The organism is Actinoallomurus vinaceus, assembly GCF_039542055.1.
GTDB classification, from domain to species: domain Bacteria; phylum Actinomycetota; class Actinomycetes; order Streptosporangiales; family Streptosporangiaceae; genus Actinoallomurus; species Actinoallomurus vinaceus.
This window is the reverse complement of sequence record NZ_BAABHK010000007.1, coordinates 21,759-34,864: the sequence shown is the minus strand read 5'-3', so window position 1 is coordinate 34,864 and position 13,106 is coordinate 21,759. Positions and strand designations below refer to the sequence as shown.

General features: G+C 69.1%; 9 protein-coding genes. 7 read left to right on the top strand and 2 right to left on the bottom strand.

The window, feature by feature from the left end:
* Positions 1-10: 10 nt before the first annotated feature.
* Positions 11-2,932: an AfsR/SARP family transcriptional regulator gene (locus ABEA24_RS24480; RefSeq protein WP_345433370.1), complete on the bottom strand. Its 2,922-nt coding sequence runs from the start codon at positions 2,930-2,932 to the stop codon at positions 11-13.
* A gap of 640 nt (positions 2,933-3,572) precedes the next feature.
* On the opposite strand from ABEA24_RS24480, the gene ABEA24_RS24475 reads away from it, so the two are divergent.
* The 5 genes from ABEA24_RS24475 (at position 3,573) to ABEA24_RS24455 (ending at position 7,305) form a co-directional block, all read left to right on the top strand.
* Complete coding sequence (locus ABEA24_RS24475; RefSeq protein WP_345433369.1) at positions 3,573-4,118, top strand: hypothetical protein; 546 nt, start codon at positions 3,573-3,575, stop codon at positions 4,116-4,118.
* Positions 4,119-4,609: 491 nt separating this feature from the next.
* Positions 4,610-5,125, top strand: coding sequence for a hypothetical protein (locus ABEA24_RS24470; protein WP_345433368.1), 516 nt, complete (start codon positions 4,610-4,612; stop codon positions 5,123-5,125).
* A 165-nt stretch (positions 5,126-5,290) separates the two neighbouring features.
* A complete protein-coding gene (locus ABEA24_RS24465; RefSeq protein WP_345433367.1) occupies positions 5,291-5,806 on the top strand; it encodes a hypothetical protein in 516 nt (171 codons plus the stop codon).
* A gap of 141 nt (positions 5,807-5,947) precedes the next feature.
* Entirely contained in the window at positions 5,948-6,415 is a 468-nt protein-coding gene (locus ABEA24_RS24460; protein ID WP_345433366.1) for a hypothetical protein, read from the top strand.
* 473 nt (positions 6,416-6,888) lie between these two features.
* Positions 6,889-7,305 (top strand): hypothetical protein, encoded by a 417-nt coding sequence (locus ABEA24_RS24455; RefSeq protein ID WP_345433365.1) that lies wholly within the window; start codon positions 6,889-6,891, stop codon positions 7,303-7,305.
* A 183-nt stretch (positions 7,306-7,488) separates the two neighbouring features.
* On the opposite strand, the gene pdxR is transcribed toward ABEA24_RS24455, so the two are convergent.
* On the bottom strand, positions 7,489-8,862 hold the full coding sequence (pdxR, locus tag ABEA24_RS24450; protein WP_345433364.1) for a MocR-like pyridoxine biosynthesis transcription factor PdxR: 1,374 nt from the start codon (positions 8,860-8,862) through the stop codon (positions 7,489-7,491).
* Positions 8,863-9,082: 220 nt separating this feature from the next.
* Here pdxR and ABEA24_RS24445 point away from each other — a divergent pair, with 220 nt between their 5' ends.
* Entirely contained in the window at positions 9,083-9,994 is a 912-nt protein-coding gene (locus tag ABEA24_RS24445; protein WP_345433363.1) for an NADP-dependent oxidoreductase, read from the top strand.
* Between the two features lie 194 nt (positions 9,995-10,188).
* Complete coding sequence (locus ABEA24_RS24440; RefSeq protein WP_345433362.1) at positions 10,189-13,059, top strand: ATP-binding protein; 2,871 nt, start codon at positions 10,189-10,191, stop codon at positions 13,057-13,059.
* Positions 13,060-13,106: the final 47 nt, after the last annotated feature.

Genomic DNA, 13,106 nt, shown 5'->3' with positions numbered 1-13,106 from the left:
GTCAGCCAGGTCACGGCGATGATGGTCGCGCTGGAGCCTTCGTCTGGTTCATGTCGCCGATCGTCTCCCACAGCCGCAGCGCCCGCCCGCGGTGCTGGCGCGCCAGGTCGTAGACGCCGGCGGCGGCATCCAGGTCGCCGATCAGTTGCCAGCACGCGGCCTCGTCCTGACGGTCGCCGTGCCGGTGGAACAGGTCCGCCGCGCGCTCCAACGCCCGGCTCGCCCGGTCCCGGTCGTGCTGACCGGCGTACACGCGGCCGACTTCCAGCAGCGTGTACGCGACGCACCGCTCGTCGGCCAGTTTCTCGAAGGTGGCCAACGCCTGCCACAGGCAGCGCAGCGCCTCGTCCGGATCACCGCGCCGATCGTGCAGCCGGCTGAACCGCCGCAGCACGACCGCCACCCGATGCCCGTCGTCGAGCGCCCTGGCCTGGCGCAAGGCCTCGCCGAACCAGGACTCCGCCTCGTCGAGTTCGCCCTGCATGAGCCGCATCACGGCCATCGAACAGGACAGCTGCGCTTCGAGGTGCCGGTCGCCCTCACCGACCGCGATGGCCAGCGCCTGCTCGACACGCTCGACGGCTTCGTCGTCACGGCCCTGTACCCGGCTGACCGTGCCCAGCATCGCCACCGACAACGCCTCGCCGCGCTTGTCCCCGCCGTCCTGGCACAGCCCGACGGAGGACTCCAGGGCACGGGTCGCCCCGTCGAACTCGTCTCGGTAGATGTGCAGCTGGCCAAGACCGCGCAGCAGCACCGATGCGCCGCGCACGTTGCCAGCGGCCTCGGCCGCGTCCAACGCGAGCCGGTGCCCGTGCTCCCAGTCCTGATACAGGCACCGGTGGTCGTAGTAGGTCACCGGGCCGGCCGCCAGCTCCCAGGCCAACTCGTCCAGTCCCCAGTCCACGGCCAGTTTCACCGCGCCGAGCAGGGTGTCGCGTTCCGCGTCGAACCAGCCGACGGGGTCGGCCATCAGCCGGTCCACGACCGCGTTGGGCAGCGACAGGCGCGGCGCCGAACCGGGCTCGCCGACCAGCAGCCCGGCCGGCAGCCGATCGGTGCCGCGCCCGGCCAGATCGAGCCAGGCTGACAGCACCCGGACAATCGCGTCCCGCTTGTCCGTCGTCGGCAGCTGGGCGGCGATCTCCACTGCACAGGTCCTGATCAGGTCGTGCAGCCGGTAGCGCGGCTGGCCGATGGCGTCGGTGGCGGTGAGCCGCACCAGGCTGGCGTCGACGAGGGTGTCCAGCACCTCCTCGGCGTCCGAGCGGTCCAGCAGCGGGCCGACCACCCAGCCGGGCAAGGTGTAGGCGCCGAGCAGACCCAGCAGGCTCAGCGCGCGCACCGCGTCGGCCGGCAGCAGCCGCAAGCTCAGTTCGACGCTGGCTCGCACGCTGAGATCCCCGATCCTCAGCTCGGCCAGCCGCCGGGACTCATCCTCGATCCGTTCGCGCAGCACCCGCAGCGACCAGGCCGGGCGCCCGGTGAGTTTGGCGCCGGCGATCCGGATCGCCAGCGGCAGGTTGCCGCAGCAGTCGAGGATCGCGTCGGCCTCCGCCGGTTCCCGCTCGACCCGCCGCCGCCCGACGATGCCGGTGAACAACTCCCGCGCCTCTGCCGGGCTCAGCACGTCCAGGTCGATGTGCCGGGCGCCGGGAAGTTGCGTCAGCAGAGTGCGGCTGGTGATCAACACGGCACAGCCGTCGGCCCCGGGCAGCAACGGCAGCACTTGATCGGCGTGACCGGCATCGTCCAGCACCACGAGCATCCGGCGGTCCACCAGCAACGAACGGTAGAGCGCGGCCCGTTCAGACAGGCCGTCCGGGATCGCGCTGCCGGCGATCGAAAGTGCACGCAGCGCCTCGGCCAGCATCAGCGCCGGGTCTCGCGGCTCGTCCGATGTCGCGGCGAGGTTGAGGTAGAGCTGGCCGTCGGGGAAGGTGGCGCTCGCCAGCCGCGCGGCGTGCGTCACCAGACAGGACTTGCCGACACCGGGACCGCCCACGATGACGGCCACCGGGGCCCGGTTCGGCGCCGACCCGTCGAGCAATCGGGCGACCTCGGCCAGCGCGTCGGCTCGACCCACGAAGTCAGGTACATCGAGCGGCAGTTGGCGCACCGGCATCGCCATAACCGGTTCGGTGGCCGCCGTGCCAGGACTTTCCGGTCGTGTGTCCGAGGGACCGCTCACTGGGACAGGGACCGCCAGGGCGGGATCGGCGGCCAGGATGCGCAGATGCAACGCCTGGATCGGCGGGGTGGGGTCGACGCCGAGTTCGCCGGCCAGTGTCCGGCGCAGCCGCTCGTACACCTGCAGCGCCTCGCCTTGTCGCCGGGACCGGTAGAGGGCGACCATCAAGTGTTCTGCGACTTGCTCGTCGTAGGGGTGCTCGCGTAACAGGGCGGTCAGTTCCTCGATGACCTCACGATGACGCCCCAGGTCGAGTTCGATGCTCAGGCACAGTTTGTGCGTGGCCGCGCGCTTCTCGTTCAGCCGTGCCGCATCGAGCTCCAGGACCCGGCTGGAGATGTCGACCAGGGCGTTACCGCGCCAGCAGGTCAGCGCGCGCCGCAGCGCGACAGCTGTCTCGAACGGGGCCTTGTGCCGTTCGGCGAGGTGCCGCTCGTGGTCGAACTCCAGCAGGTCGAGCTGATCCGGGGTCAGATGGATCTGGTAGCCGCCGCGCCGCGTGCTGATCAAGGAGCGGGGTGCTCCGCACGCGGCGAGGTTGCGGCGCAGCCCGGAGAGAGCGTCCTGGACCTGACGGACCGCGGTGGCGGGTGCTTTCCCGTCCCACATCACGGCGACGAGCCGTTCGGTGGCGACGAGGTTGTTGGCGTCGACCAGAAGCGCGGCCAGCATCTTGGCCTGCCGCGGTCCGTCGAGCCGGACCTCGCGCCCGGTGATCTGGGCGTGTAACGGCCCCAGCACGCCGAATCTCATAGTCCCCCCGGCACTTGACGATCAGCGCCGATCCCCCGGCCGACCTCGCACAAGGACGAATCTAGGACGGCCGACGGACCCGTGTCCATAGCGTCACCGTAGCGGGGCTCACCCAAGACCAGTGGGCAGGCAATGCGTGCGGAGCGTGCCTTCGGATTCCGCGCTTGAGGCGACCAGGGGGAGGTGGCCAGACCCAAGTGATGAGCATGCCAAGCGAACGGGAGTGACCGCCGCGTGGATCCAGGTGTTTCGGTACCGCCGACCTCAAGCCGGGCCCGCGAACGCACGGTTACCGGTCACTACGGTGCGGTCTACAAAACAGACGCCAGATTCGCGTCGGCCTCTATTCCTCTCCAACCCTTTACTGGATTCAGATGAAACCCAGCACAGCTTCCAACGTAAGTGCGACCCCCGCCAGCTCGTTCGCAAGCCCCGCCTGGATGGCGGAAGTTCAAGAAGAAGCTCTCCATGGTGCTTGCGGCCGCGGCTCTGGTCACCGGAGTAGGGGTGCTGGGCGCGGCGCCGGCGCAGGCTGCGTCTTGCGGCTCCGACCGGGCAATGGCCAGCGTCCCACCATGCTCGACAGTTCCAGTCGCCACTGAATACATCCCCTGAATTGAGGTTCCTTATGCTCTTCCGCCGACTCACTGCCGCCGCAGCCGCTTCCTGCGCCGCGGCCGCCGCGCTCGCCGTCATCGGTCCCGCTCTCCCAGCCAAGGCCGCAGCATGCTCCAATCCCGTCCCGCTTGGGCCCGCAACTCCCATCAACCTCCATAACGGGTCCGGCACCTGGACCTACGGATACCTCTACGTCGGCTGGTACGCAAACTGCCAAAGCGCCTATGCCGAAGTCGACTGGCGATCCGGCTGGCAGAACGCGGTCACTGGAAGCGTCTACCTGAACTGGAACGCTCCCGGCCACAACAGTGCGGAGGGCGAGGTGCCCTACCCCAACGGCGGCATCATTTCCTGGAAGTCCGCCAACCTCTACCAAGGTCCCGGCAACCCCTACTCCGCTGGTCGCTCCTTCACCGCCGCCATCAAGGTCACTTTTCACGGCGATCCAAACGGGTGGAGTTGCGGACCGATCGTCCTTACCGGCAACACGCACGACTTCTCCAATGGTGGTAACAGCGGTGTCGGAGACGGCACCTGCAATGCCTCGGGTATCTAGCGCCTCGCCCTAAACAGGGTGTCGGAAAGAGCGGTGCCATGGACTACAGACGTCGCCTGATGTACGGGATAACAGACGGTTATCCCGTACATCGTGACCGGGGGTCTCCGCGTGTGACCTTCCCATGTGTGTGGCTGTGCGGACGGCGACTTCGCCTATAGGATCTCGTCTTCTTGTCCAGGCGGATGTCGTTGACCTGCTGATGTGTGCGGTTTCTCAGCGGTTTGGCCATCCGGGACCGGTCCCGGATGGCCTTACCTATCGTCGCGGTGTGCTACGCGCGGGCGAACAACTCGGCCGACAGTGCCCGAAGCTGCGGCGGCGGGGACACGGAAGCTGGTACTACGCCCTGGACATCCCCGCCGGGCTGAGTACCGGCCGTCGCCGGCATCAACGTCAACAGGTGTTCAGCCTCTCCCCGGCACTGAAAATCATCCACTCGCAGGGCGGCGATCCGGCGGCCCGACCTCGTTCGGAAGGACTGAGACTCCATGGCATTGTCTTCGCTCCGCGGCGGTACGACGCTTGCGCGTGCCGTCACGCTCTGCGGCATCGCCGCGGCCGCGACCGGCCTCCTGGCCACCAGTGCCTCCGCAGACACCGTCTGCGCCTTCTTCACCTCGTCCCAATCTGATTGGTACGCCTGGAACAACACCACCTGGGGATCTTGGGTCCTGAGTAAGGGGCCCAGTTACAACAGCATTTACATCAAGTTCCAGTCCGACGGAAACCTGGTGGTGTATCGGCAACGTGACAACGCGGTGATGTGGGCGTCGGGCACCTGGGGCCGCAACGTCACCGACCTGGACTGGTCGGTGAGCGCCGGCGGAATCCTGCTCAAGCGCGCTGACGGGTCGGTGGTCTGCCAGATCGGCGAGGGCGCCTCCACCGGCCGTGCCCAGGTCCAGGAGGACGGCAACTTCGTCTTCTACAACGACGTCAGCGAGGCCACCTGGTCGATCTGGGGGACGCCCTACACCACCAACTACTGCAACGTCAGCCACTAGTAAAGGCAGACGTGCGCTCGGGGCGTCTGAGGGGCCGAACAAGAGAACGCCCCGTACTCCCAATGCAGGTCGACGCCTCCCCTTCGTAGCAGATGACCGGCAACCGGTGGCCACATCCCGAGACCGCCCATGCGCGGCCTGGCTTCACCGTCGCCTCATAACTTCATGAAGGGAAGATCTATGTTCACCCTCCCGCGTTCCACATCCGCGATGAAAGCCGCGCTCGCCGCCACCATCGTGGCCGGAACCCTGCTCGTCACCGGTGGCGTGGCGAACGCTGCCACCTACTTCGGGCCGGCTCAAGCATGCCGCGGCGCTACGCCCCCCGGCCTCTACCCCGAGGACGTCCAACTCGACCCGTGCTTCGACTCCACCGAGGAGCACGGCCGCTGGTTCTTCACCGGGGCCGGGTTCTCTTCCCCGTACACCGACATCGACGTCTACACCCAGGTCGGCTGGAAGCCACGCGGCGCGGACGGCAATCCCGTCCCCGGCGAACCCTACTGGGGCGGAAGGGTCGTCTTCTGGGGCGATGTCACGGGCATCCACACCCCCATCTACGACGTCAACGAGAACGACGGCATAGGCATTAGCCCAGGCTACTGCTTCTACAACAAGATCTGGTTCACCGATAACGGAAAAAGCTACGGCCCCGCCGAATCCCCCGGTGACTGCTTCTAAGCCGCGCCCCGGCGAACGCCGGCACTGCCGATACAACGGGGAGACCGCAGAGTACATCACGCCCACCAGCCCCTGTTAGCACGACTCAACCTCGGGATTTTAGCCGCGAATCAGAATTCGACCGTGAGAAGGAGAAGCTGAATGAAGCACAAACTCCAGACGGCGGCCGTGGCGGTCCTCGCCGCTGCGGTAGCAGTCGCGGCACCATCAGCGGCGAAGGCCGACATCATCATCACTCAAGACTGCCGTGGCTGGTACCCCACCGGGCATGCGGGAGTGCTTCTGAACCCATGCGTGGAGGCCGACGCCAACGACCTCGGGCAGGGCTGGTACTTGAAGCCGTATGCGTACGTGACCTCGCCTTCGACAGACGTGCGCGTCTACATCCAGACGGGCACGTCCGCCAACCGGACTTCACCGATCACCTGGGAATCCGCGACCACCCAGTCAGCGGTGTTCGGGCCCAACGAATACAACCAGAAGTGGGAGGCCAACGAGCAGATCTACGACTACTTCCAGGGCTGCAATTGGACCCGGGTCTGGGCGACCGACGGCAGCGCCACCTTTGCTTGGGACATCGAGAGCCCGCCTGCCTGCTACGGCGTCTGACCAAGTACCCATAGCATCGTCACCGCCCGCCTCATGGCCGCCGCCGGAGAGCCCACCACCCAGGCCCGCGACGACATCATCGACTTCTCGCTTGAGCGGCTCACCGAAACCAGCAGAGGCCTACCAGCAACCAGCCGCCACCTGATACCGGCCTCAACGCAGAGCCGGCGTGTCAGCGGGGGCCGGCCCGGTCGGACGGGGCGACTGAGGCGACCGCGTAGTCGACGCTCCCTGTCGGTGGCACCCACAAGATCCATATCCGCAACGTCCCCCCGGCCCCATTCAGCGACTCCACGGTCTTGGCACGCCACACCCTCGACCGGACCAGCGGTTACGAACCCCACTGGGTCACCGACCAGGGCGCCCCACGCAGCTGAACACTCGCCGGCACCACCACGCCGGCTCGAACCGGCCGGACGCCACCAACTCCGCGACCACAAACCCGCAGCACATCTGACCGGAACGGAACCGCAATGAACTCTCGCCTCCGACTCCAACTCGCCGCTACCGTCATCGCCACGACCGCCGCCGGCCTCGCCGTGGTGACCACGTCGGCGGCCAACGCCGAAACCGGCTGCAAGTCCGGATCGGTCGTCTCCGGCCCGGCACACGGCTGGTACCTGCAGATCTGCAAGACCCCCTACAACGGAACCACCGACAAGTTCTCCTGGACTGCCCGCAACACCGACTCCGGCGCGGCAGCCGCGACCGTCTCCTACACAGTCCAGTGCACAGGTGGCACCTCGGGCTTCGCAGCCGTCGCCCCGCCCGGCCCGGCGAGCTGGGGCGGCTGGTACTCGCCTGCCTGCGCCTTCCACGCCGAGCTGAACGTGGGCGGCGCACCCGGCCCCGGCGGAGCCCCCATCATCCTCAACCTGTCCGCCGACTAAGCGCAGCATGAGTGCCGGATGGGTGTAGCTCTTCTGCAGTGACCGGTTGAACTGGGCGTTTGCCGTTGCGGCTGTTCGCATGATCAACATCGTGAGGATCCCAGCAAACGGACCCACCGAAGCCGGGGCGGGACTGTCCGGATCTGTGTGAGCGGGCCGGTGATCGCCTTTAGTGGAGGGTATTCAGGAGCGGTCCGCACTGTCGAGTACCGCGCACAATCGCTCGAGCGCGCCCGCGAAGGCGTGCTCGGGCGGTGTGCCGTAGCCGACGACCAGCGCCGGACCCGCGCCGCTGCCGAACAACGCCATCCCGGCCAGCGCCAGCCCCTGTCGTTCCGCGCGAGCAACCAACTCGTCCTCGCCCGGCCCGTCCGCAGGCAGTTCCAGGACCGCGTGCAGCCCGGCGGCGATTCCGGACACCCGCACGCGCGGGGCACACCGGGCCACCGCCGCGACCAGCCGGTCCCGGCGCCGCCGGTAGTGCACGCGCATCCGCCGCACATGCCGGTCGTACGCACCCGAGACGATCAGCTGGGCAAGGGTCAACTGGTCTAGGACGGGGGAGTAGCGATCGGCGAGCCGCTTCTCACGTACGACCGGTTCCAGCAGGTGGGGCGGTAGCACCAGCCAGCCCAGCCGCAGCCCCGGCGCCAGGCTCTTGCTCGTCGTTCCCGCATAGACGACGTGCCTCGGGGCAAGGCCCTGTACAGCGCCCACCGGGTGCCGGTCGTAGCGAAACTCACCGTCGTAGTCGTCCTCCACGATCACCGCGCCGCGCTCGCGGGCCCACGCCACGGCAACCGTCCGCCGCGCGGGCGGCAGTGTCACACCGGTCGGGAACTGGTGCGACGGCGTGCACAGCAGTGCGTCCTCGTCCGTCAGGCGGTCGACACGAACGCCGTCGGCGTCGAGCGGCAGCCGTACGGTCTCCAGCCCGGCGTTGCGCAGAATCGTCCGGGTGTCCGGGAAACCGAGCGTCTCCATCGCGATCCGTCGCCCGCCGATCCCGCACAGCGCTCGCCCCAGCAGACCGGTGGCCTGGACGAATCCCGAGCACACCATGATCAGCCCCGGTTCGGTGCGCACCCCGCGTACCCGCGCCAGGTAGCCGGCCAGTGCCTCGCGCAGCTCGGGCCGGCCGCGTGGATCGGTGTGGCCGAGGGCGTCGTGAGGCGCGGCGGCCAGCGCATCGCGGCTCGCGGCAAGCCAAGCGTCACGCGGGAACGACGACAGATCCGGCAAGCCGGGCCGAAGATCGTACGGGTGGCTCTGGCCGTACTCCGACTCCGCGAACCCCGCCGACGCAGTGACCACGGGAGCGGCCGCGGCGGGCGTCGGCTCGGCGAACGTTTCCCGCGCCACCCGGGTCCCCGACCCCTGACGTGCCGTCAACCAGCCTTCGGCGACCAGCTGCCCGTACGCGTCGGCGACCGTGTTCCGCGCGACCCCCAGATCCTGTGCGAGCGCCCGCGACGACGGCAGCCGGGTTCCCGGCGCCAGCCGCCCGTCCCGTACCGCCCGGCGCAGCGCCTCTTCCAGACCGGCTCGTACACCCACACCCGAACCAAAATCCAGATGCAGGTCCATTCCATGATTGGCCCACTGAGTCACCCTCCCAGTGGACCACACATTGGAGCCACTTACTGCCTAGGCTCGACACCAGGACGGCTGAGACCAGGAACGATGCCCTGCCGGCGTCCTGCAGTCGACGCTGCTCCAGGTTTTGGATTCCGGCCCGTGCCTCTTGATCGGCCGGATCGAGCGAAAGGGATTGACCATGAAGGCATGCGGAGTGTCCGGCGCCGATGGGGAGGTCGTCCTGTTGGAGTTGCCCGAGCCGCCGTCTCCGGGTCCCGGTCAGATCCTGCTGGGGGTCGAGGCGGCCGGGGTCGGACCGTGGGATCAGCTGCTGAACGGTGCCGGCTGGGATGTGGGGCTGCGCCCTCCGGCGGCGCTGGGAGTGGAGGGTGTGGGCCGGGTGCTGGCCGTCGGCGCCGATGTCCATGAGTTCGCCGTCGGCGACCGGGTGCTCGCGCACGAGGCTCCGCTGCCCGGTGGAAGCGGCTTTTGGGCCGAACGTGTCCTGATCACCACCGCTCACGCAGCGGCTTGCCCGCCCGAACTGGATCCTGTGCTGGCGGGGGCACTGCCGGTCATTGGCCTCACCGCGTTGCAGGCCCTGGAGATGCTGGGGCTTGGTCGAGGGCAGCGGCTCTTGGTCACCAACGGAGGCGGAGCCACCGGTTCCCTGGCCATTCAACTCGCCGCGGCCATGGGCGTCGAGGTGACCGCGACCGCATCCGCTTCCGCTGCCGACCGCCTGCGCGGCCTCGGAGCGGCGGAGGTCATCGACTACCACGCCCCGAACTGGTCGGCTCAGGTACGCGGCGGGTTCGACGGCGCGCTGATCGCCGCCATCGGCACGGCAGAAGCCGCCCTGCCCCTGGTGCGAGACGGTGGGCGACTGTGCTCCCTGACCTCGGACGCACCTGCGGAGGAGCGGGGCATCACCAGCACGGACCTGTACGTCCGCGCCGACGCCGCACAGCTCGCCCAGCTGGTCAAGCAGGTCAGCGAAGGGACCTTGCAGCTGACGCCGGAGGTTCACCCGCTGCGGGAGGGACCGGCCGTGTTCACCCGCGTGGCCACCGGACGGGCCGGCGGCAGGAAGCTCCTGCTCATCCCCTGAACAGGCTGGCACGGCCACCGCCGGACGCCGCCACATCCGGCCCAGACGCCGGTTCACCGGCACGCTGGACACGGGCACGGTCACGTACAAGGGCCGTGCCCACCAGGGCCGGGACGCTGAGGTGATCGCGCTGATTCCAGCGGCACCGCACACCTCACGCCGCGTATTGGACAGACTTGCCAGGGAGTGATGCTGTGGAGACGCAGACAAGTAGGTTGCAGGCCGGCACCAAGCACGGACTACAGAGTTCGGACGTGTCGCCGTCCGTCTCCGAGACCTCGGCCGGGATCGAACTCGGACGTTCACGGCGCGGCTGGCGCGGCCGGACCCGCGAGTGGAGGCTTGTGGAGGGTCTGCTGCGGGCGGCGCAGAGCGGCCGTGGCGGAGTGTTGCTGGTCGAGGGACGGTCGGGTATTGGCAAAAGCCGGTTGCTCGCCGAGGCGATCGACGCCGCGGCGGCGCGGGGGTTCACGATCGCCCGGGGCGCGGCGGACGAGTCGGCCCAGCTCGCGCCGCTGAAGCCGCTCATATCGGCGTTCGGCGAGTCCGCTCGCACGCTGCTGGCGTCCCGGGAGCTGCTGTTCTCGGACTCGCGGCTGTGGCTGGTGGACGAGTTGCAGGACCGCCTGGAGGCGTGGGCCGCACGTGGTCCGTGCCTGGTCGCGTTCGATGATCTGCAGTGGGCCGATCCGACGACCTTGTTCGCGCTGCGCTCGCTGGTGCCAGAGCTCGCCTCATATCCGCTCGTATGGATCCTGGTCCGAACCGCCGGCGCCGCCGAGTCGGGCGCCGACCGGCTCTATGAGGTCCTGGAACGCGACGGCGCCACGCTGATCGAGCTGGGTCCACTGGGCGACGATGCCGTCGCCGAGATCGTCACCGACGAGTTCGGTGCGGCGCCCGACCCCGAGTTGCTCGCGCTGGCGGCCGGCGCGGCGGGCAACCCGTTCCTGCTCGTCGAGTGGCTCAAGGGGCTCCGCGACGAAGCAGCGGTCGAGATCACTGACGGACACCTGGATCTGGTCTCGCGACAGCTGCCGCGCCGCGTACAGGAGATCGCGCGCAGCCGCCTGGGCAGATTGTCCCCACCCACCCGCCATCTTCTGCAGGTCGCGGCCGTCCTGGGGCACTCTTTCTCCGCGGACGATCTGGCGGACGTGCTCGGCGAGCAGCCCAGCCGCCTGCTGTCGGCGCTCGAGGAGGCCCAAGCCGCGGGAGCCGTGGTGCCGTGCGAGGACCGGTTGGCCTTTCGGCATGATCTGCTGTGGCGGGCCGTGGCCGAGACGATCACCGTGTCGGTGCGCCAGGCACTGCACCGTCAGGTCGGGGAAATACTGCTGAAGCGTGGCGGATCGGCCATTCCCGCCGTCACCCACCTGCTGTGTAGCGCCCAACCGGAGGACACGGCAGCGCTCGCCGGCCTCGACCGAGCGGCACACGAGCTGCTGCCGACCTCCGCCCAGAGCGCGGCCGACGTGGCCATCCGGGCGCTTGAGCTCACGGCGCTCACCGCCCCCGAGCGATTCGACCGTACGGGGACCGCCCTCTACTCCCTCGCCACCGCCGGACGCCTGGCCGAGGCGACGAAGCTGGCCCGTACCGCACTGGGCCGGACCTGGCCGCCGGAGCAGGTCGCCCACCTTTACTACGAGTTGGCCTATCTGCTGATGCTGGCCGGCCGGCCCGGGGAGGCGGTGGCCGAGGCGGAGAGGGCACTCGCCCAAGCGGGTCTGCCCGCCGAGCTGCGCGGCCTCGCCGAGCAGGTGTCATTCCAGGGGATGTTCGCCGCCCGCGCGTTCCGGCGAGGGCGAGATCGGGCGCAGGCCGTGGTGACCGCCGAGGAGCGCCACACCCCTCCCGCCATCGTCGGGGCCCACATTCTGCTCGCCGGGGTCGATTGGACGGCGGGACGGGCCGCAGACGCGATCGGCCACCTCCGCACAGCGATTCGTGTCGCCGGGGACGGGCCGATCCAGGCTCGGCACGCCCACCCGCGCCTGATCCTGGTCAACGCGCTCTCCAGCATGCGGCGGCTCGAAGAGGCCGAAGCGGCCCTGGAAAGCGCCGCGGAGGAGATCACAGCGCTCGGCCACACCGCATACGCCGCCGTCCCCGCGATCTTCCGTGCCAAGCAACGGATCGCCGAGGGCCGGCTCGACGACGCCGCGACCGAGGCCCAGGCCGGGCTGGCAATCGCCGACCAACTGGGCATGCACGCATTCGATCTGGTGGGGATCGCCGTGCTCGCCATCGTCGCAGCCCGCCGCGGCGACATCGACACCGCCGTCAAGTACGCCGAGCAGTACAGGTCGCTACGTCAGGAAGGCCACTGGAGCGACTGGGCCATGGCACTGGTCGCCGAGGCCCAAGGCGGCCCCGAGAAGGCGATCGAGCTGTACAACGCCCCGTACACCGATCCGGCCGAACGGACCTGGCTGCTCATGTTCGAACCCGCCGCCGCGGCCTGGCTCACCCGGACCGCGCTCGCCGTGGGCAGCCGCTCCGACGCCGAGACCATTGTGGCCGCGGCCGGACATCTCGCCGATGGCAACCCCGAGTTCCCCACCCTCGCCGCCTCGGAAGCTCATGCACGCGGCATCCTTCACCGCGACCCGGCCGCCCTGGCCCACGCGGTCGCCACCCACGTGGGATCGTGGGAACGCGCCTCCGCCGCCGAAGACCTCGGCGCCCTGCGCGCTCATGAGCACGGCGGCTCCGACCAAGATGCGATCTCCTCCCTGGACCAGGCACTCGAGGGCTACCAGCGAACCGGCGCACTCCGCGACGCCGCCCGCGTGCGCGCCCGGCTACGCGACCTCGGCGTCAGACGCCGACACTGGACCCAGGCCGAACGCCCGCTCTCCGGATGGGAGAGCCTCACCGAGACCGAAGGTACGGTCGCCGCCCTCGTCGCCCAAGGACTCACCAACCCCCAGGTCGCCCGCCAGATGTTCATCTCGCCGCAAACCGTCAAGTTCCACCTTCGCCAGGTCTTCCGCAAACTCGGCATCGCCTCCCGCGTCGAACTCGCCCGCCTCACCGCCGAGCGCACCCCCGACGCGTAACGGGCTCGCCCACGCCGACGGGGCAACAGAATTGCCGGAGGCGCGCA